Genomic DNA, 22,866 nt, shown 5'->3' on the forward strand with positions numbered 1-22,866 from the left:
ACAGATCCATTCGCGAGCTCAGGCCGCGTCCTCGAACTGGGCGTAGCCGGACGCCTCCAGCTCGAGCGCGAGCTCCTTGCCGCCGCTCTTCACGACGCGCCCCTTCGACATCACATGAACGACGTCGGGGACGATGTAGTTCAGCAGCCGCTGATAGTGGGTGATCACGATCATCGAGCGATCGGCTGCGCGCAGCGCGTTGACGCCGTCGGCGGCGATGCGCAGCGCGTCGATGTCGAGGCCGGAATCCATCTCGTCGAGGATGCAGAGCGACGGCTGGAACAGCGCCATCTGCAGCACCTCGTTGCGCTTCTTCTCGCCGCCGGAAAAGCCGACATTGACGCCGCGCTTGAGCATGTCCTGCGGAATGCTGAGCGATTTCGATATCTCGCGCACCTTCCTGAGGAAGTCCGGCGTCGAATATTCCTCCTCGCCGCGCGCCTTGCGCTGCGCGTTCAGCGCTGTCCGCAGGAAGGTCATGGTCGCGACGCCGGGGATCTCCACCGGGTACTGGAACGCCAGGAACACGCCCTTGGCGGCACGCTCGTCCGGTGCCATGGCGAGCAGATCCTCGCCCTTGAACAGGATCTCGCCGCCGGTCACCTCATAGCCCGGCTTGCCGGCGATGACGTGGGACAGCGTCGACTTGCCGGAGCCGTTCGGCCCCATGATCGCATGCACCTTGCCGGCGTCGATCGACAGCGTCAGGCCGTGGAGGATCTCGCGCTCCTCGACGCGGACCTGCAGGTTGTTGATTTCGAGTAGTGCCATGATCTGTTTCCGCTCAACGCTTGCCCTGGCGGCACCGATTCCATCGGGTCCAAGGACGTATGATATCGATATCAGCACGAGCGGGCCGCGCCGCGGCCCTGCTGCAATATGGCCTCAGCCGACCGAACCTTCGAGGCTGATCGAGATCAGCTTCTGCGCCTCGACTGCGAACTCCATCGGGAGCTGCTGCAGCACGTCCTTGACGAAGCCGTTGACGACCAGGCCAACCGCCTCCTCCTGCGAAAGACCGCGCTGGATGCAGTAGAACAGCACGTCTTCGGAGATCTTGGACGTGGTCGCCTCGTGCTCGAAGGTGGCCGAGGAATTCTTGGCCTCGATATACGGCACGGTATGCGCGCCGCATTTGTCGCCGATCAGCAGCGAATCGCAGGCAGTGAAGTTGCGCGCGCCGGTCGCCTTGCGATGCGCCGTGACCAGACCACGATAGGTGTTCTGCGAGCGGCCCGCGGCGATGCCCTTGGAAATGATGCGGCTCGACGTGTTCTTACCGAGGTGAATCATCTTGGTGCCCGAGTCGACCTGCTGGAAGCCGTTCGAGATCGCGATCGAATAGAACTCGCCGCGCGAATTGTCGCCGCGCAGGATGCAGCTCGGATACTTCCAGGTGATCGCAGATCCCGTCTCGACCTGGGTCCAGGAGATCTTGGAGTTGGCGCCGCGGCAGTCGCCACGCTTGGTGACGAAATTGTAGATGCCGCCCTTGCCTTCCGAATTGCCCGGATACCAGTTCTGCACCGTCGAGTACTTGATCTCGGCATCATCCAGCGCGACCAGCTCGACCACCGCCGCGTGCAACTGGTTCTCGTCGCGCTGCGGCGCGGTGCAGCCCTCGAGATAGGACACGTAGGCGCCCTTGTCGGCGATGATCAGCGTGCGCTCGAACTGGCCGGTGTTGCGCTCGTTGATGCGGAAATAGGTCGACAGCTCCATCGGGCAGCGCACGCCCGGCGGGATATAGACGAACGAGCCGTCGGAGAAGACGGCCGAGTTCAAGGTCGCGTAGAAATTGTCGGAGGTCGGCACCACGCTGCCGAGATATTTCTGCACCAGCTCGGGATGCTCGCGGATCGCTTCCGAGATCGGCATGAAGATCACGCCCGCCTTCTTCAGCTCCTCCTTGAACGTCGTCGCCACCGACACCGAATCGAACACGGCGTCGACCGCGATCTTGCGGCTCTCGGGGCTGCCAGCGCCGGGCACCGGCTCGACGCCCTCGAGGATCGCGACCTCGCGGAGCGGAATGCCGAGCTTCTCGTAGGTCTTCAGAATCTCCGGGTCGATCTCGTCGATCGAGGAGAGCTGCTTCTTCGGCTTGGGCGCGGCGTAATAATACAGATCCTGGAAGTCGATCTTGGGGTAGTCGACGCGCGCCCAGGTCGGCTCCTGCATGGTCAGCCAGCGGCGATACGCCTCCAGCCGCCATTCGAGCATCCAGGCGGGCTCGTTCTTCTTGCCCGAGATGAAGCGGATCGTGTCTTCGGAAAGCCCCTTGGGAGCCTTCTCGGATTCGATGAGTGTCTCGAACCCATAACGATATTGGTCGACGTCGATCCGCCTGACGCGGTCGACCGTCTCTTGTACGGCTGGCATTCCATCCTCCGCTCGCGGTTTCAAGGACCGCGGTGGACACGTTCTGGAACCGTCTTACGACGTTTCGCGGACGAAATCACGCCCTTAGAATCGCTCAAGCACGGTTTCGTCGCCACCTTTAAGTAGGGTCAATGACAGCTTTCGCCAAGCCTGCAGGCACCGGTCGACATCCGCCTCGGTCGTGGACCAGCCCAGACTGAGGCGCACCGCTCCCTGCGCCGCTGCGGAACCGACGCCCATCGCTTCCAGGACATGGGATGGCTGGACCTTACCGGACGAGCAGGCCGAGCCGGAAGACACCGCGATCCCTTCGAGATCGAACCCGATCACGGCCGTCTCGGCCTTGAGCCCCGGCGCCGTGAACAGCGTCGTATTCGGAAGCCGCGCCGCTTCGGAGGAAAATACCGTCACGCCGGCGGTCTGACGAAGGCCCGTTTCCAGCCGGTCGCGCAGCGCCGTGATCCGGGGCAGGTCGACCTCGAGCACAGCCAGGGCAGCGCCGGCTGCGGCGCCAAATCCGGCAATTCCGGCCACGTTTTCGGTTCCAGCCCGGCGACCGCGCTCCTGGCCGCCACCGCGGAGAACCGGAATCGGCTCCTCCACGCCGGCGCCCAGAACCAGCGCGCCGACGCCCTTGGGTCCGCCGATCTTGTGCGCAGAGATGGTCACAAGGTCCGCGCCCATCTGTTTGATATCGAGGGGTATTTTCCCAAATGCCTGGACCGCGTCGACCTGCAGCAGGCCGCCCGCCTGGTGCACGATCTCAGCAACTTTCGAAACCGGTTGAAGCACCCCGGTCTCGTTGTTGGCGGCCATCACCGACACCAGCGCCGGCGGCCCGCCGGCCAGCAGGGCTTCCAGGCGGCCGGGATCGACCACGCCGGAGGCATCGACCGGGATCGTCTGCACCGCAGATGGCGCGAACCGGCCGCCGGCCAGCACCGAGGCATGCTCGATCGCCGAGACCAGCAGCCGCTCGACCGGGCCGGCCGGCGCGCGCAGACCCGGGCTCAAAGCGAGCACATTGGCCTCGGTTCCGCCGGAGGTGAACATCACGCGGCGCGCGACGGTGCCGAGCCCGCGGGCGATGACCTCGCGGGCCTCCTCCATCAGCCGCCGTGCCTTGCGGCCTTCGGCGTGAACCGACGAGGGATTGCCGACCAGATCCATGGCAGCGAGAATCGCCGCGCGCGCTTGCGGCCGCAGCGGGGTCGTCGCATTCCAGTCGAGATAGATCCTGTCGGCCATCGGTCCGTTCATATCAACTCGGGCCACGAACGACCATGGCTCGTCGGCACCATGATGATGCGCGACGGCCAGCGTGGTATCGTCGGGCGCGAGATTGAGATAGCGGGTCCGGTGCCATGAACAAGCTTGTCGGCTCGATGCTGCGTCCGAATGATCGGAGCTTCTACGCCATCATGGCCGGGCTCTCGCTCGGCATCGGCGTCGTCAACGCCCTCTCGGCCGCCCACGATGCCGTCAGGCGGGGAGCCGCCTATGATCTGGAAAAGCAGCTGCTGTGGGAGATGACGAGCATCATCGTCATCATCCTGCTGGCGCCGCTGCTGGTCGTCACCGTTCGATTGATCCGGCGGGGCCCGGCCGCCCCTGTCCGTCTCATCGCGCTCGCCGTTGCCGCCGTCATCGTCTTCTCCCTGCTCCACATCACCGGCATGGTGATGCTGCGCAAGCTGCTGATGTGGGGCGCTGGCGGCGCCTACGACTTCCAGTTCTCGCTCGCCACCATCGTGTACGAGTTCCGCAAGGACGTCATGACGGCGCTGCTCATCGGTGCCACACTCTGGCTATATGACGGCTATCGCGCGAGCGCCCTCCAACAGCCGACGCGGCGATCTGAGCCTCCTGCCCCTGCCACGCTCTGGCTGCGCGACGGCGCGAGCCGCATCCGCGTCGCGCCGGCCGACATCCTGTGGGTCGCTGCGGCCGGCAACTACGTGGAATACGCCATGGCCGACGGCAGGCGACATCTGATCCGCGGCACCCTGTCGGCCGCCGAGGCCGAACTCGCCCGCTTCGCGCTGGTGCGCATCCACCGCGGCCGGCTCGTCAACATGACCAGGGTCACCGCGCTTTCGGTTCTGCCATCAGGCGAGTTCGACCTGACCTTCGACGGCGGCCAATCCGTCCAGGGCAGCCGCCGCTATCGCAGCGCGGTTGCGCCATGGGAGCAGACGGTGGTGGCGGCGCGCTGAAGCGGCCGCGGCTGCCGACGAAAACGCCTGTATTTTCATCGAATTGCAGGCGCATTCGGGGCACGCTCCGCGGCCGCCTCGGCCCGCAGCCGCTTCGAGGGCGCGCTCGGCATCCCTGCCGCAGCCGCCTCGCCGGGCGTTGAAAATCCTTGCTTTTTGCCCTGCGCTCCATGCTAGAAGGCCAACTTCCAGTCACGCCAGCGCCGCTCCGTCCAAGCGAACGGATGGCGCTCGATCACCACTTTTCCTGCTGATGTCCCCTGCTGAACTCTTCGGCGAGGCGCCAGATGAAGCATGGACGAAGTCGGTCGACGCTCTGCCAAGGATTCTCTGATGCCTGAAGTCATCTTCAACGGTCCGGCCGGCCGCCTCGAAGGCCGTTACCATCCGGCGAAGCAGAAGAACGCGCCGATCGCGATGATCCTGCATCCGCATCCGCAGTTCCACGGCACGATGAACCATCAGATCGTGTACCAGTGCTACTACGCCTTCGCGCATCGCGGCTTCTCGGTGCTGCGCTTCAATTTCCGCGGCGTCGGCCGCAGCCAAGGCTCGTTCGACCACGGCACCGGCGAGCTGTCCGATGCGGCCTCCGCGCTCGATTGGGCGCAGACCATCAACCCCGAGGCGCGCGCCTGCTGGGTTGCCGGCTTCTCGTTCGGCGCCTGGATCGGCATGCAGCTCCTGATGCGCCGCCCGGAAGTCGAGGGCTTCATCTCGATCGCGCCGCCCGCCAACCTCTACGACTTCTCGTTCCTGGCGCCCTGCCCGTCCTCCGGCCTGATCGTGCACGGCGAGCGCGATGCGGTGGTGCCGCCCAAGGACGTCAACACGCTGGTCGAGAAGCTGAAGACGCAGAAGGGCATCGTGATCGACCAGCAGGTCATCCCCGGTGCCAACCACTTCTTCGACGGCAAGCTCGAGCCGCTCATGGAGACGATCACGGCCTATCTGGACATGCGCCTCGCCAATGTGAGGTGAGGCCGGCTGAAAGCGACGATCTGTAGGGTGGGCAAAGGCGCGATCGACGCTTCGTCAACATGGATGATCGCCAACGCGCCGTGCCCACCGACTTCATGTGAGCATGCTGAGCCAATGGTGGGCACGCGATCAGATCAGCGCGTTGCGCCGATCTGATCGCTTTGCCCACCCTACGCTCGCGTACTTCCTCACGCCGCCTGCTTCAACAAATACGCTTGGTGTCGCGCGAGGAATGCGCGGAGCAGTTGCGGATAGTCGGCGCTGACCGCCGTCGTCACGCTCGGCCGCTGCGCGAGCTGATCACGCCAGGCCCGAACCTTCGGCGTTGACGCAAAGATGCCGAGATCGCCGTAACCATCGAACACATCGAAATAGCGAAAGATCGGCGCGAACACCGCGTCGACCAGGCTGAAGCGCACGCCATCGAAATACGGTCCCTCGCCCAGCGCGTCCTCGACGCGGGCGAACTTCGCCGTCAGCGCCTCGCGCTTCGCGCCGAACACGGCAGCATCCTGCGTCGTCTCCAGGCCCCAGAGATCGCCGAGGATCGCCGAGCCGAACTCCATCCAGGCGCGATGCTGCGCGCGCTGGAGCGCGTCATCGGGATGCAGCCTAGCTCCGGGCTGCGCGTCCTCGATGTACTCGCAGATCACGTTGCTCTCGAACACCGCCACCTCGCCCTGCGCCGTCGGCACCACCAGCACCGGCACCTTGCCGAGCGGCGCGATCTTCAGGAACCAGTCGGGCTTGTCGGCAAGATCGATGTCGATCCGCTCGAACGCGACACCCTTCTCGGTGAGCGCGATGACGGCGCGTTGCACATAGGGGCAGAGCTTGTGGCTGATCAGCTTCAGGGAGGGCGACATGACATCCTCGACAGTTTGATGCAGATGCATCAAACTAGATGCACACGCATGGAACTGTCAAGATTCATGCAATTGCATGGATCACGGACGCGCGATCACTCCGCCGGTCATCGGAAACGGCACCCCGGTGGTGGTGGGATAGCTCAGCGGCAGGCCCTTCATGCCGCGCACCGCCAGGAAGCCGAATGCCTGGGCCTCGATGGCGTCAGCCGACCAGCCCAGCGCATCGGCCGATTCGACGCTCGCCGGCGCGACGCGCTCCCGCAGCATCCGCATCATGGTATGGTTGCGGGCCCCGCCGCCGCACACGATCCAGCTCGCCGGCGGCTTCGGCAGCAGCGGAACGACGCGGGCGATCGCAGCCGCCGTGAACGCCGTCAGGGTCGCGGCCCCGTCCGCCGGCGTCACATCGCCGAGCTTCAGCGCGGCGAAATCGTTGCGGTCGAGCGATTTCGGCGGCGGCAGCGCGAAGAAGGGCATGTCGAGCGCGCTCGTGATCCAGGCCTCGTCCGGCCTGCCCTGCTCCGCCACGCGGCCATCCTGATCGAACGCCTGGCCGGTCGTGCGGTGCATGAAGTCGTCGAGCAGCGCATTGCCCGGACCGGTGTCGCAGGCGATCAGCACGTCGTCGCCATCGATATAGGTGATGTTGGAGACGCCGCCGATATTGACCACGGCGATCGGCCCGGGGCGTGACAGCGATTGCGCCAGGGCACGATGATAGACCGGCACGAACGGCGCGCCCTGCCCGCCGAAATCGACGTCGGCGGCGCGGAAATCGTGCATCACCGGGATATGGACGGACTTGGCGAGCGCGGCGGCATCGCCGATCTGCACCGTCAGGCGGCGTTCCGGGCGGTGCAGCACGGTCTGCCCATGGAAGCCGATGATGTCGATGTCCTCAGGCTTGAGCCGGTGCTGCGCCAGGAACGCGGCGATCGCCTCGGCGTGCGCCACCGTCACGGCGCGCTCGGCATCGCGTACCCGCCCGGGACGCGCCTCGCGCCGCTCGATCTGCACCGCATCGGCGAGCGCCTCGCGCAGCAGGCTGCGCTCGGCGGCGCCATAGGCCCGGTAGCCCGTGGGGCCGAGCCTCTTGATCTGCCGCCCGTCGGTCTCGATCAGGGCCACGTCCACCCCGTCGAGCGAGGTGCCACTCATGAGGCCAAGTGCGGTCAGAATCATTGCAGTCGAACCCGAAAACCCTGCCCTGCTTGCCAAGTACGGCCGATTTGAGGTCCCGCCCGGGCCGCGCCCATGCTTGTACAAGCCCGGCGCATCTTATAATGCCACAACGCCCGTATCCGCGGCATGTGCCCTACCGCACCCCACCGCGACATCAGGTCAATACCGTAAACAAATGCTCAGAGTCGCCGACAATGACTGGCTTCAAGTCTGATTTCCTGAACGTGCTGCAGAGCCGCGGCTTCATCCATCAGTGCTCGGATTTCGAGGGCCTGGATGCGCTCGCCGCCAAGGGCCAGGCGACCGCCTATGTCGGCTATGACTGCACCGCACGCTCGCTGCACATCGGCAACTTCCTGACCATGATGATGCTGTACTGGCTGCAGCAGACCGGGAACAAGCCGATCACCCTGATGGGCGGCGGCACCACCATGGTCGGCGATCCCTCCGGCAAGGACGAGACCCGCGCGATGCGCACCGTCGAGGAGATCGAGGCCAACAAGGCCTCGATCCGCGGCGTGTTCGCCAAGGTGCTGCGCTACGGCGACGGCGCGACAGACGCCATCATGCTCGACAACGCCGAATGGCTGACCCAGCTCAAGTGGATCGAGATGCTGCGCGACATCGGCCGGCACTTCTCGGTCAACCGCATGCTGACCATGGACTCGGTGAAGCTGCGGCTCGAGCGCGAGCAGGAGATGAGCTTCATCGAGTTCAACTACATGGTCTGCCAGGCGTACGACTTCGTCGAGCTGGCGCGCCGCACCGGCTGCCGGCTGCAGATGGGCGGCTCGGACCAGTGGGGCAACATCGTCAACGGCGTCGAGCTCGGCCGTCGCATGGGTACCGAGCAGCTGTTCGCGCTGACGACACCGCTGCTGACCACCGCCTCGGGCGCCAAGATGGGCAAGACCGCGCAGGGTGCGATCTGGCTCAATGCCGACCAGTGCAGCCCGTATGATTTCTGGCAGTACTGGCGCAACACCGAGGACGCCGACGTCGTCAAGTTCCTCAAGCTGTTCACGACGCTGCCGCTGTCGGAGATCGAAAAGCTCGGCGCGCTCCAGGGCGCCGAGATCAACGAGGCCAAGAAGGCGCTGGCGGATGCGGCGACCACCTTGCTGCACGGCAAAGAAGCGGCCGACACCGCGGCCGAGACCGCGCGCCGCACCTTCGAGGAAGGTGCGATCGCCGAGAATCTGCCGACGGTCGAGGTCGCCAGGGGCGAGCTCGATGCCGGGCTCGGCGTGCTCAGCGCCTTCGTCAAGGCCGGGCTCGTCGCTTCCAATGGCGAGGCGCGGCGGCAGATCAAGGGGGGCGGCCTGCGCGTCAACGACGTCGCGGTCACCGACGAGAAGATGGCGCTGACACAGGCGGAGCTCACCAGCGAGGGCGTGATCAAGCTGTCGTTGGGCAAGAAGCGCCATGTGCTGGTGAAGCCTGCATAGCCGCATTCGCTTTTGCCTGCTTGTCAGGGAACGCCGAAAGGCGCTCCCATGACGGCATGACGATCAGCGCGCCGCAAGAGCCTGCGCAAGCCGAGGAAAGCCCGACAGCTCGACCACGAACGCACCTGGCGTTCGTGGTGCTGGGCCTGTGCTTCGCGCTGTCGGTGCTCGGCCGCGGGCTGGGAGAAAGCTTTACCGTCTTCCTCAAGCCGATCTCCGACGGCTTTGGCTGGGACCGCTCCGAGGTGGTCTCGATCTATTCGCTGACGGCGCTCGCCGGCGGCCTCGCCGCGCCGCTGATCGGACGGTTGTTCGACCACTCCGGACCACGCGCCGTCTATGCGCTCGGTCTCCTGCTACTCGGCTCCGCCTTCACGGCCGCCGCGCACGCGCGGGCGCTGTGGCAGTTCCAGATCAGCATCGGCCTGTGCGTCGGCATCGCCATCGCGCTGATCGGCAACGTCCCCAACTCGATCCTGCTCGGCCGCTGGTTCGGCAAGAAGCTGCCGACCGCGATGGCGGTGATCTATTCGGCGACCGGCGCCGGCGTACTGATCCTGCTGCCGGGCTCGCAACTGCTGATCGACGCGATCGGCTGGCGCAGCACCTATCAGGCGTTCGGCGCTGCAGCCTTCAGTCTGCTGGTGCCGCTGGCGCTGCTACCGTGGCGGCTATTCGCCGCCGGCGCGCCTCACATCACCAGGCCGATCAGCGACGAGCTCGCTGACGACGCCTGGACGTTGTCGCGCGCGCTGCGCCACCACGCCTTCTGGGCGCTGTTCTCGACCTTCTTCTTCACCGCCATCGGCATGTATGCGATCGCGCCGCAGGTCGTCGCCTATCTGATCGATGCGGGCTTTGCGCCGCTGCAGGCCGCCACCGCCTGGGGCTTCTCCGGCGTGGTGCTGCTGTTCGGCATGCTCGGCGTCTCCGCGCTCGACGGGCTGATCGGGCGGCGGCCGTCGGTGCTGTTCTCCTACGCGGTATCGATCGCAGGAATCCTGATGCTGTGGGCGCTGCAATTTGCGCCGAACATCTTCCTGCTCACCGGCTTCGTCGTCTGCTTCGGCAGCATGATCGGCTCGCGCGGGCCGCTGTTGTCGGCCACCGCGATGAAGATCTTCCGCGGCAGGCGGCTCGGCACCATCTACGGCACCATCACGATCGGCAGCGGGCTCGGCTCGGCGCTGGGCTCATGGAGCGGCGGCGTCATCCACGATCTCACCCACGGCTATGATGCCGTCATTCTGCTCGCGCTCGTCAGCGTCGTCATCGGCATGATCCCGTTCCTGGTCGTTCCAGCCCTTCGCACGTAGTTGGCGGGCGGTCCAAATACGACGTGCTTGCGCGCTCCGAGTGCCGCCCGTCCACATAGTGGACGGCGCGTAACGACCACGCGTTCATGATTAGTAAGCAGCTTGATGATAGTTGTTTCGGCAACAAGAACGACGAGGACGCCGTGACACTGCTCAGCCGCATGAAGTTCCGCACCAAGCTCGCGAGCATGGTGATCCTTGCGATCGCGACGGTGATCGCGATCGTGGCCGTCTCCGGCTGGCTCAGCCGCGCGCGGATGCTGGAAGACCGCATCACCCAGATGCATACCGCGGTGGACCTCGTCTACGGTCTCGCAGAGACGCTGCAGACGGAGGTCGCGGCAGGAAAGATGTCGGTGGACGAGGCCAAGAACAAGTTCCGCTATCTTGCGCGACGAATGACGTTCAACAACGGCCAGGGCTATCCGATCGCCTACAACGCGGCCGATTCGGCGCTTCTGCTGAATGCCGCCAACGAGAAACTGGAGGGCAAGATCCTCGGCACCAAGGACGCCAACGGCGTCATGATCGCCGATGCACAGATCAAGGCCGCCCAGCAGAAACCCGAAGGCAGCACGACCTCCTACCTCTATCCGCGGCCCGGCCAGACCGAGCCGCTGCGGAAGGTCGTCTTCGTCCGCGCCTTCGCGCCGTGGAACATCGTCATGAGCTACGGGCTCTATGTCGACGACATCGAGGCGGACGTCTATGCGCTGCTGATGCGGCTCGCCGGCATCGGCGCGGCGCTGCTCGTGCTGCTCGGCCTCCTGTCCTTCCTGATCTCGCACAACGTGGTCGGCGGGCTGCATCGGCTGAAGGATCGCATGCAGGACATCGCCGGCGGGCGGCTCGAGCAGCCGGTCGCCGAGACCGAACGCGGCGACGAGATCGGCCGCATGGCCGAGACCCTGGAGGTACTGCGCAAGACCGCGATCACCGCCCGCATGCTCGAGCATGAGCAGGCCGCATCCAAGCAGCGCAGCGAAGCGGACAAGCGCGACGCGCTGATCGCGATGGCCGACCGCTTCGATGCCTCCGTCGGCCAGCTCGTGGCCCTGATGGCGTCCGGCGCCGGAGAGCTCGAGGCCACGGCGAAATCGATGACCGGCACCGCCGAGAGCACCAATGCGCGCGCGACCGCCGTCAGCTCCGCCGCGAATGAAGCGAGCTCGCGCGTCCAGACGGTCGCCACCGCCGCCGAGGAATTGACCTCGTCGATCACCGAGATCAGCCGTCAGGTCGCCCAATCGGCCGAGGTTACCGGACGCGCCGTCGAAAGCGCGCGCCATACCGACGGGATCGTCCGCGCCCTGGCCGACGGCGCCAAGCAGATCGAGCACGTCGCCGAGCTGATCTCCAGCATCGCGGGCCAGACCAACCTGCTGGCGCTCAACGCCACGATCGAGGCCGCGCGCGCCGGCGAAGCCGGGCGCGGCTTCGCGGTGGTCGCAGCGGAGGTGAAGAGCCTGGCCAGCCAGACCGCACAGGCCACGCAGGAGATCGGCGACCGCATCGCCCAGATCCAGAACGCGACGCGGGAAGCGGTCGGCGCGCTCGACGGCATCACCCTGACCATCGAGGAGGTGTCCGCGATCGCGGCCACGATCGGATCGGCGATCGAGGAACAGGGAACGGCCACCGCGGAGATCGCGCGCAACGTCACCCAGACCGCGCAGGCCACCCGCGAGGTCACCGCTAATATCGGCGGCGTCTCGACGGCGGCCAACGAGACCGGCGGCGCCGCGAGCCACGTGCTGATCGCCGCCGGCAACCTCTCCAAGCAGGCCGAGCAGCTCTCCCGCGAGGTCGACACCTTCCTTGCTGGCGTCAGAGCGGCCTGACCGCATCGATCCGCTCTGTTGACGTCGCCGACGCGACGGCCGGCAGCATCAATTGTTCGGCGGCAGCTCCGCCGGCGGGTATTGCTGCTTGCCGGTATTGAAATCCATGATCTTGCGCGTCACGCCCGGCAGCATGGCCGAGATCGGATTGATGCGCACCACCGGCTGGCTCGGCGTGCCGACGACCTCGTAGGTCACGCCGAACAGACCTTCATTGCTGCCGCCGAGGAACAGGCCGACGATCGGGATCTGGTTGAACATGTTGTTCAGCCCGTACAGCGGCACGATCGTGCCGGAGGCGCGGACCTGGTTGACGTTGTAGTCGATGCTGCCCTCGATGGTCAGGCCGAGCGTCGGCCCCTTGACCACGCCGTCGCGGATCGAGAGCAGCCCGTTCTGCCGCGTGAACTCGGCGCGCAGCATCGTGAAGGCGATGCCCTGTGACGCGCCCTGGGCCGCACCGGAAGCGGCGCGGTCCAGCGCCTGCTCACCCCTGACGGTGAAGTTGCGAACGATCGCGAGGCCTTCCTTGGGGCTGGAATCGGCCGTCGGCGGCTCCATGGCCAGCTCCAGCTCGCCGCCGGCCATCTTGGAATAGGTGTCGGCGAAGCGCAGCAGCGCACCTGCATCGTTGGTCACGAGATAGATCACCTCGCGGCCCTGGCGGCGCGCGCGCGGATCAGAGCTGGGCGCCTCGCGGCCGACGCGGATGTCGGCCGTGACCGGCGTGTCGCGGCCGACCTTGCCGGTCAGGTTGAAGCTCTTGAAGGCGCCGCCGCGCCGGGAGAGCTTGACGTCGACGCTGCGCAGCGCCTCGCCGTTGAAGCCGGCGACGGCGCCGAGCTTGACCTCGGCGTCGAAGTCGAGATTCGAGCGCGCCTTGTTCTTGTCGGCATCCTTGTTGGTCCCGGAGATGGCGGACTTCAGGAAGCCGCGGCCGTCGAACACGTCGCCGCGCATCGACAGCTTCAGCACGCCGTCCTGGCCGCGCTCGGCCTTGAGCTGCGTCTTGTCGCCTTCCGACGGCGAATAGGTCGGGAAGTTGGCGTTCATCAGGTCGCCGTTCTGGTCGACTTCCAGCGAGCCCTTGATGGAGACGCCACCGCCTTCGATGTTGATGTCCTCGAAGCGGGTCGACTGCTGCTTGGCGACCACGTTGAAGGTGGCCTTGCTCGCCTTGCCCGGATTCTTCACCCAGCCCGGCAGCAAATTGTCGAGCTTGAGCTGGGTCAGATCGGCCTCGACACCGAGCCGGCTGTCACGATCGGCGGAGCCCGCGATCTTGCCGTTGAGCTTGAGCGGCACGTTGCCGGTGATCGCGGTGCCCAGATCCATGCCGAGCCGGGCGCGGCTCGCATCATCGAGGATCGCCTGCATCTTGATGTCGGCGTCGCCCTCGGTCGGCTTGCGATAGTCGAGCGTGGCCGGCTGGCCGTTGATCTTGACGTCGCCCTTCACCTGATAGCCGGCGGTGTTGGCCACGATCTTGAGCGTGTTGGCCTCCAGCTTCTGGTTCATCACCAGCTTGTCGGCGGCAAAGCCGTTGAGATCGGCCGTGACCGCGTAGCTGGTGTCGGCCTTGGTCAGCTCGCCCTTGACCGGCATCGCGAGATTGACGCTGGCCTGGAACGTTCCCTTGGTCTGGTTGGGATCGATCGGCATCGACGACAGATCGTTGAGCCGGTCGGAGGCGAGGATCTCGGCGGCCGCGGCGACCTGGCCCTCGACGCGCATGCGCACCCGCGACGGCGACGGCTTCGGCGCCATGTCCGGCACTTCGAACACGACGTCGGAGAAGTTGAGCTTGCGCCCGGCCGGCGTATCCGCGACGCCCTGCCCGATCGTCACCGTCGCGGTGCGGCCGGTGACATGCGCCTTCACGTCGGCATCGCGCACCGACGGCAGGCCGTCGACCGGATGCACGGTGACATTGGTGGCGACGATGTTGACGTCGAGACCATCGTCGGGAATCGGCGGCCCCTTGCGCGGCAGGTTGCGCGTCGGCGAATTGACCGCGACGTCGATCCGCTGCACCGAGCCGCGCTCGATGCGCTCGATGATCCAGGCCCGCACCTCCGGCACGATCAGCGCCGGCCAGATCCGTTTCATCGCCAGCGCGGGCATCGGCGTCGCGGCGAAGCCGAGCTTCAGCCGCGGCTCTCCGGCATACTCGACGCTGCCGGTGCCGGCGACGCCGATTTCACCGTTGGACACCTCGGCCTGCGTCAGCAGCACGCGCTTGCCCTCGGTGTCGAAGCGGAAGTTGATCGAGATGCGGTTGAAGATCAGCGGTGGCTCGTTTTCGATGGCGCCGAGCAGAATGGTGCCGCCGTTGAGACCCAGCCGCCAGTCGTTCGCGGTGTCGTTCGGCGGCTCGAGATTGGCGTTGAGCGTGATGCGGTTGGCGCCAGAGATCACCTTCAACGGCGCGATCAGCACGCGGCGTCCGGCGTCCCATTCCATGCTGATCTCGGCGGAATCGATCGCCATCGGATAGTCGGGCGTATCGGTGTCGATGATCTTGCCCGCGCCGATGTTGATCTTGCCGCGCAGATAGGTCGGCAACCCGTCGCGCGCGAGCTCGCCCTTGATCTCGCCGGTCATGGGCAGGTCCGCCATGTAGGTGAGATCCTTGAGTCGCATCGCCAGCAGGATGTTGCTGGTGGAAACCTTGTCAGCCTTGATGTCCACCGTGCGCACGCCGTTGGCCTGGGGCCCGACCAGAATGCGCAGCGACCACGGCCTGGCGCCCTCTTCGCCGAGGCTCAGCGCCACCCCGCCGCCGGACGGCCGGCGGAGGCTGAGGCTGATGTTCTCGAACGTCCATTTGTTGCCGCGCTGCTGGTCGTCGACGACCAGCACGCCGTTCTTCAACCCGATCTCGTTCAGGTTCTGGCCATCGAGCCCGGTCAGGCTGAGGCTGTCGAGCCAGTCCAGGCCGGCGAGCAGGCCGTTCGGCGCGGCGGTCGCCGGCAAAGTCGAAGTGGCCGCCGACGGCAGCGGGCCGGCCTGCGGTCCCGGTGCACCAGGCGATGGCGCGGCCTGTCCCGGCCGCGGGAATGTCGGCGGCAGGCCGGCGTCGCGCTTGGAGGCGACGCCCGTCGCCAGCGGCTTGTTGGTCTCACCCGTCGACACCGTGACGGTGCCGTCCGGCGTGATGCGAATCGCGAGCTCGGCGTCGACCAGCTTGAGGCTTTCGGCGCGCAGCTGGCCCATCAGCAGCGCGGCGCCGGACAGCCGCACCTCGGCCTTGGGCGCGCTGGCGACGATGGCGTGATCCTGATCGCGCACGATGATGTCGCGGATCCGGACCGCGATCCTGATCCGGCCGGCGCGCTCGATCTGAGTGCCGCCGACCTCGACGGTGTTGCCGTGGCCGATATTGTCCTCGATCGCCGCCGCGAGCCATGGCGTCGCTATGTCGAGGCTGATCGGGCCCGCACCGAGCCGCAGCCACAGGCCGGCAAATCCGAGCCCGACGAGCAGCATGAGCGATGCCAGCGTGATGACGACCCGCTTGGCCACCCGGCCGCCCGGCAGACGCGGGCGCGCCCCGCCGAATCGACCGGTGCTCCCGCTCGAATCGGGCCGCGACAACAGGCTCCGGGCGCGCTGCCCGACCATCTCGTCGTGCTCGGCGGCAGCCTCATACTGGTCGGCCACATCCCAGTCGGCCTCATCCCACTGCTGGCCCTGGGTGTCCGCTTGCAGATGGGGCCGCTGGGGTGATGTCTGTCTTGCCATTGCCTCTCGGTGCCGGCCCCTCGTGTCCGAAATAGTCGTGCCAATCTGGCCTCGGCCAGATTGGTCGCCGGTGTAGCCCCGCCCGTTCACGCAGCGCGCGTGCTCACTGCCGGCAGGAGTCGATGCCCCAATGATCCCGTCACGCTTCGGCGGGTGCTGTCAACACGCCCGCTGGCGCTTCGCCGGCGGCGCGGACGACGCGCGGAATCCTCGTCACTATACCCCGCCGCCGTCAGGTTTGCCCACCTGCTCGCGCCAGCGGACCGGCGCCTCTCCACCGCCGGACGAAATTTGTGGCGGGGACGTCTGATCCGGAGACGGTACGAGAGTCGTCATTGCACTGTGCTCAACTGCGCTGGTGCTCACGCCTGCTGGTAGCCATGATCTTCGCTTCATCGCAAGAGGCGCAATCCCCTGCGCGCCGCGAAGCACGGATGCCAGATCGATCCCGGGACACCGGACAAGAACCGAGATACTTTCATTTTTGAGCCGCCGAAAGCGACGAAAGGAAGGCGTATGTCGAAGGAATCACGAAAGAAATCCTCCAACCCGGCGTCCTACGGGACGATTGACGGGAACCGGCTCGCCACCGCGGCCAAGAAGGCCACCAAGAAGACGGCCAAACCGGCCGTGACGAAAGCCGCCAAGACGACCTCCGCCAAGACGCCGACCACCAAGACGCCGACCACGAAGGCCGCCGCTGCGAAGGCCAAGCCCGCGGCGCCGGCTGCCAGCGGAACGGGCCTTGCCGAGGGCGCCAAGGCACCCGCGTTCAAGCTGCCGCGCGATGGCGGCGGAACCGTCTCGCTCGCCGACTACAGCGGCCAGAAGCTCGTGCTGTTCTTCTATCCCAAGGCCAATACGCCCGGCTGCACCAAGGAGGCGATCGACTTCACCCGCCTGTCGAAGGACTTCGCCGCTGCCGGCGCCGCAGTGCTCGGCGTCTCCGCCGATTCGGTCAAGGCGCAGGACAATTTCCGCGACAAGCACGATCTCGCGGTACCCCTGATCTCGGACGAGAAGCATGAGATGCTGGAGGCCTACGGCGCCTGGGGCGAGAAGTCGCTCTATGGCCGCAAGTTTCTCGGCATCATCCGAAGCACCGTCTTGATCGGCGCCGACGGCCGCGTCGCCAAGGTGTGGCGCAACGTCAAGGTCGACGGCCACGCCGACGCGGTGCTGGCGGCGGCGCGCGCGCTCTGAGAATGCGCCGGAGAGCGTTGGGGGAAAATTAACCATGCAGGGGTCAAATCGCTCCCGTAAATGACGCCGCCGGAATGACGATCTCCGGCCGGCGCGGGAGTGCCGATGTCGTATCGTTCCGGCCATCACGCCGAATATCCCCAGCACCATCCTCATGACCGCGGGCACGCCCACCATCATCGGCGCGCACCCGCCAGCCATCCGGCGCCGGTCGCGGCCGCATCGCAGAGCGACTACACGCTGGTGCATGCCGGCAAGCAGGTGCGCATCGGCCCGGTGGTGTTCTGGATCGTGGTCGGCACCGTCAGCCTGCTCGGGCTGTGGTCGGCGGCGACTGCGACCTATTTCGCGTTCCGCGACGACGTGTTGACGCGGCTGATCGCGCGCCAGGCCGAGATGCAATACGCCTATGAGGACCGCATCGCCGAGCTGCGCGCCAAGGTCGACCGCGCCACCAGCCGGCAACTGCTCGACCAGGAGCAGTTCGACCAGAAGCTCGACCAGATCCTCAAGCGCCAGACCGCGCTCGAGGGACGTGCCACCGCGCTCGGCAGCATGCCCGACATCACCGGCTCGATCCGCGCCCCGGCGCGTGCGCCGGTCGCGATCGAGCCGCCATCGGCGACAGCCGCGCCAAAACCGTCGCCGATCAGCGACACCGTGATCTTCACCGCGCCGCCGGACCGCGAGGCCCGGCTCGAATCGCGCAGCCCCGTGATGGCGAATGCGCAGCCCAACCCATCGACCAAGCTCGCCGGTGTCGACAACGTGCTGACGCGGCTGACGCGCTCGCTCGACCAGGTCGAGGCGCGGCAGGTCGCGATGCTGTCCTCGGCCGAGGAGACGCTGGAATCGAAGCTGCGCCGGATGCGCGGCGTCATCACCGATCTCGGCCTGGACATGGGCCAGCTCGAAGCGGCCGCGCCAAAGGGCGGCATGGGCGGCCCGTTCGTTCCGGTCAAGCTCGGCGCCGAATCCGGTCCGTTCGAACGCCAGCTCTACCGCATCAACATCACCCGCGCGCAGGTCGAGAAGATGAACCGCACGCTGTCGCTGGTGCCCTATCGCAAGCCGGTGATCGGCGAGGTCGAGTTCACCTCCGGCTTCGGCGTGCGCTCCGATCCATTCCTCGGCCGCCCCGCGATGCACACCGGCCTCGACTTCCGTGCTGCCACCGGCGATCCGGTCCGCGTCACCGCCAACGGCAAGGTGGTGAATGCCGGCTGGGCCGGCGGCTACGGCCGCATGGTCGAGGTCGATCACGGCAACGGCCTCTCCACCCGCTACGGCCATCTCTCCGAAATCAACGTCAAGGTCGGCCAGCAGGTGAAGATCGGCGACATCATCGGCGAGGTCGGCTCGACCGGCCGTTCGACCGGCCCGCATCTGCACTACGAGACCCGCATCGACGGCGAAGCCGTCGACCCGCAGAAATTCCTGCGCGCCGGCGTGCGGCTGAGCGCCGGGTAAGATCGCTCATCCGGCAAGCCGACGCGCGACCAACGCGCAACGGCATTGCGCGATCGCAATTGGTGCTGTTCCGCAGACATGCTAAGCATGCTGCGGGGATTTCAGGGCCGTGCGTCGCATTTCATCACACAGCAAACATCTGACGGGCGCCGTCGCCTGTGCGATGGCCTATGTGCTGGCGCTGCAGGTCACGCTGGCGGTGAGCCTGAACGCCTGGCTGCCGCCGAGCTTCGCCTTCGTATTCGGTGAGATCTGTCACGAGCGAATCGACAACGCTCGAGGGGGCGCCGACAGCTCGGAAGCGCCGGCTGCGGCGTCAGCGGCGCATTGTCCGCTCTGCGTCACCCCGGCTTTCGCACTGCTGCCGCCGCCCGACGCACCCACGGTCAGCCTCCGGCGCGTCCTTGGCGTTGCGTTCGAACCGATCGCGCCCTTGTGGCGCGCGACTGCCGAGGTCGACGCCGGGCACCGGGCGCGCGCGCCACCTCGGCTCGCCTGAGCGGCGGTCGCCGCATCTTCAGACACATCGCTGCGCCACATGCCGCCTCCGCTCTCACGGAGCCGCAGCGTGATGGCACGCACATCTCGGCATCATCAGCCGGGCGCCGTTGGCGCGTGCCCAGCTCCCGATCTCATCCGCAGATATCTGCGCAGCATTCTCCAGAGTTCTCCATGTCGAACGTCCTTTCAGGCTCAAAGCCGCCCACTGCCTCTTTACCTCCGCGACCGATGTCGTCGGCGCTGCTCGCGGCGACAGCCTTGCTGTGCTCCGCCGCTGAACCCGCCAGCGCGCGCCCCGCGGCGTCGCTGCCGACCGTCACCGTCGACCCCGCGCGTCAGCGCACGGCCAAGCCTCGTCCCCGGCCTGCGGCAAGCCGCGAGACTCACGCACCGGCCCCACACGCCACGGAAGCCGCCACGCAGCAGAAAGACACCGGCCCAACAGCTGCAAGCCGCACGCTGCCGCCGCAGGCCGGCTTCGAGCGCGGTCTCTCCTCGAGCGATTCGGCAGGCCTCGTCACCGACCTGCCGGGCGGCGCAGCCTGGGGCGCCGGCGGCGTCTCCAGCCTGCCCGCGATCAACGGCATGGGCGCCGACCGGCTCCAGGTCGCGATCAACTCGATGCTGATCTCGCCGGCCTGCCCGAACGAGATGAATCCGCCGCTGTCCTTCGTCAATCCGGCGATGATCGCGAAGATGCGCGCCTATCTCGGCATCGGCCCGGTCTCGGTCGGCGGCGACTACATCGGCAGCCGCGTCGACGTCACCACCGCACCGCCCGCCTTCGCGGCGACCGACGGCTGGATCGCCAGCACCCGCGTCTCCAGCTTCTTCCGCAGCAACGGCAACGCCTATGGCGTCGATGCGACGGCCACGGCCGCCAACCGCGACACCAGCGTTACCTACACCGGCGGCTGGGTCAGGTCCGGCAACTACAAGGCCGGCGACGGCACCACCGTGAAGTCGACGCTGTACGAGACGCAGAACCACGCCATCAGCATCTCCAAGCGCAGCTTCGGCAACCTGTTCACGTTCCAGGTGGGCGGCCAGTTCATCCCCTACCAGGGCTATGTGAACCAGTACATGGACATGGTCTACAACCGCGGCCTGTTCGCCAACGGCCGCTACGAAGGCACGTTCGACTGGGGCCTGATCGAGGCGTCCGCCTTCGTGCATCAGATCCGGCACACGATGGGCTTCATCGCGCCCGACAAGGTCGCCTCGATGCCGATGGACACCAAGGGCCTCGACGGCGGCTACGCGATCAAGGCGACGCTGCCGGTGTCGGGCCAGGACCTCCTGCGCGTCGGCAACGAGCTTGCGCTCAACCGGCTCGACGACTGGTGGAGCCCGGTTGCCGGGTCGATGATGATGGGGCCGAACAGCTTCATCAACATCAACGGCGGACAGCGCGACCGCATCGGCACCTTCGTCGAATGGGAGCGGCACTGGGATCGGCAGTGGACGTCGATCGTCGGCCTGCGCAACGACATCGTGCGGATGAACACCGGCAACGTCTCGGGCTACAACGCGATGATGTACGGCGCCGATGCCGCGGCGTTCAACGCCGCCGACCATGCCCGGACCGACGTGCATCTCGACGGCTCCGCGCTCGTCCGCTACGAGCCCGACGCGATCAGCCAGTTCGAGCTCGGCTTCGCGCGCAAGACGCGCTCGCCGAACCTGTATGAGCGCTACGCCTGGTCGACCAATGCGATGGCGATGCAGATGATCGGCTGGTTCGGCGACGGCAACGGCTATGTCGGCAACCTCGACCTCAAGCCGGAGAAGGCGCACACCGTGAGCTTCACCGCCGGCTGGCACGATCCGGCGCAGAAGCTGTGGGACGTCAAAGTGACGCCCTATGCCAGCTACGTGCAGGACTACATCGACGTCGACCGCTGCAAAACGGCGAGCTGCCTCGCCAGCAACCCCGCCAACCTGGCGACAAATACCGGCTTCGTCTATCTGCAGTTCGCCAACCACGACGCCACGCTGGTCGGCGTCAATGTCGAAGGGCGCCTGACGGTCTGGGACGACCTGACCTACGGCCACGGCCAGATCCGTGGCCTGATCGGCTACGTCAGGGGCTACCGCACCGACGGCGTCGACCTCTACCACATGATGCCGGTCAACGCGAAGCTCGCGCTCGATCATCATCTCGGCGGCTGGAGCAATTCGGTCGAGCTGCAGCTCGTCGGCTCCAAGAATGTCGTGAGCCAGGTCCGCAACGAGCTGACCACGCCGTCCTACGCGCTGGTCAACCTGCGCACCGGCTACCAGTGGCAGCACGTGCGGCTCGATCTCGGCGTCGACAACCTGTTCAACCGGACCTATGACCTGCCGCTCGGCGGCGCCGATCTGGTCGACTATCAAGTGGTGTCGATGATGGGCTCATCCGCGGCCTACGGCTACGCCGTCAAGGGCCCTGGCCGGTCGCTGAATGCGCGGCTTAGCGTGAACTTCTGACGACGGGCCGGCCCGCGGCGCGAACACCGCGGGCCGGCATGTCTCAGGAGGTTTCGAGCGCGTCGAGGAATCGCGACAGGTCCTCCCACAGATCGCCCGGCTCCTCCAGCCCGATGCTCAGCCGCACCAATCCCTCCGCGGCATTCCATGCGCGCACCGTGCGATCGGCCGTGACATCCATCGGCGCAATCAGGCTGTGGGTGCCGCCCCAGGAGGCGCCGATGGCGAACAGACTGAGATGTCCGAGCGCCGGATAGATCCGCGCGGTAAACTCCGGCCTGATGACGACGCTGAACACCGTGCTCGCAGCCTTGAAGTCGCGCGCGAAGATTTCGTGGCCGGGACAGGACGGCAACGCCGGATGCAGCACGCGCGCGACCGCCGGCGACTGTTGCAGCAGCTCGGCAAACTCACGCGCGACGCGTCCCGAATGCGCCATGCGGACTCCCATGGTCTCGATGCCGCGCAGCGCCAGCGCCGCCTCATCCGGCGACACGCCGATACCGAGAACGCCCAGCACGTCCTTGAGCGCCTTGCGCAAGCTCAGGTCCTTGACGGTGATCGAGCCGAGCAGCAGGTCGGAATGACCGCCGACATATTTGGTCAGCGCCTCCACCGCGAAATCGACGCCATGCGCCAGCGGCTTGAACAACAGCGGGCTCGCCCAGGTGTTGTCGCAGCCGGTGAGCACGCCGCGCACCTTTGCGGCCCGCGCGATGGCCGGAACGTCCTGCACCTCCATCGTTCCCGAGCCCGGCGATTCCAGCCAGATCAGCTTCGTGCTGGCATCGATGAGATCGCTGATGCCGCCGCCGATCAGCGGGTCGTAGACCTCATGCGAAATCCCGCGCGCGGCGAGATAGTTCGCGCACAGATGACGCACCGGCGGATAGACGTGATCGGGGATCAGCACCTTGTCGCCGGGCTTGAGCACGGCGAGCATCGTGATCGCGACCGCGGCCTGTCCGGACGGGACCAGCACGGTGCGCTCGCCACCATGCAGCGCGCTGATCTGCGCCTCCAGGGTCCGCGTCGTCGGCGTGCCATGCAGGCCATAAGTGTAACCGTCGAGACCACGCTCGGCGCGCCGCGCAAAGTCCTGCGGCTCGTCATAGACGATCGTCGAGGCGCGATGGGTCGGAACCGCCAGCGACTTGAAGCCGTCGTGCGACACGGCGGGGTGCTGAACGCAGCGGGTGAGATCGTGCATGGAAACCTCGTGAGACAATGCTGACGGCCATCTT

At 66.6% G+C, this 22,866-nt stretch carries 16 protein-coding genes; 9 read left to right on the forward strand and 7 right to left on the reverse strand.

The annotated features are described in order from the left end of the window. Positions 1-18: 18 nt before the first annotated feature. From sufC to ACQR1F_RS05390, 3 genes are all read right to left on the reverse strand, one after another. The gene (gene sufC, locus ACQR1F_RS05380; protein ID WP_315800132.1) at positions 19-771 is read right to left on the reverse strand and encodes a Fe-S cluster assembly ATPase SufC; all 753 of its coding nucleotides are present in this window, start codon (positions 769-771) and stop codon (positions 19-21) included. Positions 772-885: 114 nt separating this feature from the next. Next, a complete protein-coding gene (gene sufB, locus ACQR1F_RS05385) occupies positions 886-2,382 on the reverse strand; it encodes a Fe-S cluster assembly protein SufB (RefSeq protein ID WP_434872744.1) in 1,497 nt (498 codons plus the stop codon). A gap of 84 nt (positions 2,383-2,466) precedes the next feature. Then, positions 2,467-3,630: a cysteine desulfurase family protein gene (locus ACQR1F_RS05390; RefSeq protein ID WP_434912636.1), complete on the reverse strand. Its 1,164-nt coding sequence runs from the start codon at positions 3,628-3,630 to the stop codon at positions 2,467-2,469. A 116-nt stretch (positions 3,631-3,746) separates the two neighbouring features. Here ACQR1F_RS05390 and ACQR1F_RS05395 point away from each other — a divergent pair, with 116 nt between their 5' ends. Then, positions 3,747-4,598, forward strand: coding sequence for a LytTR family DNA-binding domain-containing protein (locus ACQR1F_RS05395; protein WP_434912637.1), 852 nt, complete (start codon positions 3,747-3,749; stop codon positions 4,596-4,598). A 333-nt stretch (positions 4,599-4,931) separates the two neighbouring features. After that, the gene (locus ACQR1F_RS05400; RefSeq protein WP_008971476.1) at positions 4,932-5,579 is read left to right on the forward strand and encodes an alpha/beta hydrolase; all 648 of its coding nucleotides are present in this window, start codon (positions 4,932-4,934) and stop codon (positions 5,577-5,579) included. A gap of 188 nt (positions 5,580-5,767) precedes the next feature. On the opposite strand, the gene ACQR1F_RS05405 is transcribed toward ACQR1F_RS05400, so the two are convergent. Together ACQR1F_RS05405 and ACQR1F_RS05410 are read right to left on the reverse strand one after the other, a co-directional pair. After that, complete coding sequence (locus ACQR1F_RS05405; protein WP_434898678.1) at positions 5,768-6,445, reverse strand: glutathione S-transferase family protein; 678 nt, start codon at positions 6,443-6,445, stop codon at positions 5,768-5,770. 81 nt (positions 6,446-6,526) lie between these two features. Next, complete coding sequence (locus ACQR1F_RS05410) at positions 6,527-7,630, reverse strand: anhydro-N-acetylmuramic acid kinase (RefSeq protein WP_315800137.1); 1,104 nt, start codon at positions 7,628-7,630, stop codon at positions 6,527-6,529. A 194-nt stretch (positions 7,631-7,824) separates the two neighbouring features. On the opposite strand from ACQR1F_RS05410, the gene tyrS reads away from it, so the two are divergent. The 3 genes from tyrS to ACQR1F_RS05425 all read left to right on the forward strand — a co-directional run bounded on the left by tyrS (position 7,825) and on the right by ACQR1F_RS05425 (position 12,235). Then, on the forward strand, positions 7,825-9,078 hold the full coding sequence (tyrS, locus tag ACQR1F_RS05415) for a tyrosine--tRNA ligase (RefSeq protein ID WP_434892165.1): 1,254 nt from the start codon (positions 7,825-7,827) through the stop codon (positions 9,076-9,078). Positions 9,079-9,134: 56 nt separating this feature from the next. Beyond that, positions 9,135-10,394: an MFS transporter gene (locus tag ACQR1F_RS05420; protein WP_434872740.1), complete on the forward strand. Its 1,260-nt coding sequence runs from the start codon at positions 9,135-9,137 to the stop codon at positions 10,392-10,394. Positions 10,395-10,537: 143 nt separating this feature from the next. Continuing rightward, positions 10,538-12,235 carry a methyl-accepting chemotaxis protein gene (locus ACQR1F_RS05425; protein WP_434912638.1) on the forward strand — a complete coding sequence of 566 codons (1,698 nt, stop codon included), beginning with the start codon at positions 10,538-10,540 and terminating at the stop codon, positions 12,233-12,235. Between the two features lie 48 nt (positions 12,236-12,283). Here ACQR1F_RS05425 and ACQR1F_RS05430 read toward each other — a convergent pair whose 3' ends face one another. Beyond that, entirely contained in the window at positions 12,284-15,979 is a 3,696-nt protein-coding gene (locus ACQR1F_RS05430; protein WP_315800141.1) for a YhdP family protein, read from the reverse strand. Between the two features lie 516 nt (positions 15,980-16,495). Here ACQR1F_RS05430 and ACQR1F_RS05435 point away from each other — a divergent pair. The 4 genes from ACQR1F_RS05435 to ACQR1F_RS05450 all read left to right on the forward strand — a co-directional run bounded on the left by ACQR1F_RS05435 (position 16,496) and on the right by ACQR1F_RS05450 (position 21,622). Beyond that, a complete protein-coding gene (locus ACQR1F_RS05435; RefSeq protein WP_315800142.1) occupies positions 16,496-17,182 on the forward strand; it encodes a peroxiredoxin in 687 nt (228 codons plus the stop codon). A 105-nt stretch (positions 17,183-17,287) separates the two neighbouring features. Next, positions 17,288-18,652 (forward strand): M23 family metallopeptidase, encoded by a 1,365-nt coding sequence (locus ACQR1F_RS05440; protein WP_316178936.1) that lies wholly within the window; start codon positions 17,288-17,290, stop codon positions 18,650-18,652. Between the two features lie 109 nt (positions 18,653-18,761). Then, positions 18,762-19,151, forward strand: coding sequence for a hypothetical protein (locus ACQR1F_RS05445; RefSeq protein ID WP_315800144.1), 390 nt, complete (start codon positions 18,762-18,764; stop codon positions 19,149-19,151). 230 nt (positions 19,152-19,381) lie between these two features. Continuing rightward, positions 19,382-21,622: a TonB-dependent receptor domain-containing protein gene (locus ACQR1F_RS05450; protein ID WP_434912639.1), complete on the forward strand. Its 2,241-nt coding sequence runs from the start codon at positions 19,382-19,384 to the stop codon at positions 21,620-21,622. A gap of 43 nt (positions 21,623-21,665) precedes the next feature. On the opposite strand, the gene ACQR1F_RS05455 is transcribed toward ACQR1F_RS05450, so the two are convergent. Beyond that, on the reverse strand, positions 21,666-22,832 hold the full coding sequence (locus ACQR1F_RS05455) for a trans-sulfuration enzyme family protein (RefSeq protein ID WP_315800146.1): 1,167 nt from the start codon (positions 22,830-22,832) through the stop codon (positions 21,666-21,668). Positions 22,833-22,866: the final 34 nt, after the last annotated feature.

The organism is Bradyrhizobium sp. HKCCYLS3013 (assembly GCF_051167615.1).
Taxonomy (GTDB): domain Bacteria; phylum Pseudomonadota; class Alphaproteobacteria; order Rhizobiales; family Xanthobacteraceae; genus Bradyrhizobium.

Excerpts from the sequence above, each read along its gene's own strand:
- sufC (WP_315800132.1), bottom strand. The coding sequence starts at position 771 with ATGGCACTACTCGAAATCAACAACCTGCAGGTCCGCGTCGAGGAGCGC.
- ACQR1F_RS05400 (WP_008971476.1), top strand. The coding sequence starts at position 4,932 with ATGCCTGAAGTCATCTTCAACGGTCCGGCCGGCCGCCTCGAAGGCCGT.
- tyrS (WP_434892165.1), top strand. The coding sequence starts at position 7,825 with ATGACTGGCTTCAAGTCTGATTTCCTGAACGTGCTGCAGAGCCGCGGC.
- ACQR1F_RS05395 (WP_434912637.1), top strand. The coding sequence starts at position 3,747 with ATGAACAAGCTTGTCGGCTCGATGCTGCGTCCGAATGATCGGAGCTTC.
- ACQR1F_RS05390 (WP_434912636.1), bottom strand. The coding sequence starts at position 3,630 with ATGGCCGACAGGATCTATCTCGACTGGAATGCGACGACCCCGCTGCGG.
- ACQR1F_RS05440 (WP_316178936.1), top strand. The coding sequence starts at position 17,288 with ATGTCGTATCGTTCCGGCCATCACGCCGAATATCCCCAGCACCATCCT.
- ACQR1F_RS05455 (WP_315800146.1), bottom strand. The coding sequence starts at position 22,832 with ATGCACGATCTCACCCGCTGCGTTCAGCACCCCGCCGTGTCGCACGAC.
- sufB (WP_434872744.1), bottom strand. The coding sequence starts at position 2,382 with ATGCCAGCCGTACAAGAGACGGTCGACCGCGTCAGGCGGATCGACGTC.
- ACQR1F_RS05405 (WP_434898678.1), bottom strand. The coding sequence starts at position 6,445 with ATGTCGCCCTCCCTGAAGCTGATCAGCCACAAGCTCTGCCCCTATGTG.
- ACQR1F_RS05420 (WP_434872740.1), top strand. The coding sequence starts at position 9,135 with ATGACGATCAGCGCGCCGCAAGAGCCTGCGCAAGCCGAGGAAAGCCCG.
- ACQR1F_RS05430 (WP_315800141.1), bottom strand. The coding sequence starts at position 15,979 with ATGGCAAGACAGACATCACCCCAGCGGCCCCATCTGCAAGCGGACACC.
- ACQR1F_RS05435 (WP_315800142.1), top strand. The coding sequence starts at position 16,496 with ATGTCGAAGGAATCACGAAAGAAATCCTCCAACCCGGCGTCCTACGGG.
- ACQR1F_RS05410 (WP_315800137.1), bottom strand. The coding sequence starts at position 7,630 with ATGATTCTGACCGCACTTGGCCTCATGAGTGGCACCTCGCTCGACGGG.
- ACQR1F_RS05450 (WP_434912639.1), top strand. The coding sequence starts at position 19,382 with ATGTCGTCGGCGCTGCTCGCGGCGACAGCCTTGCTGTGCTCCGCCGCT.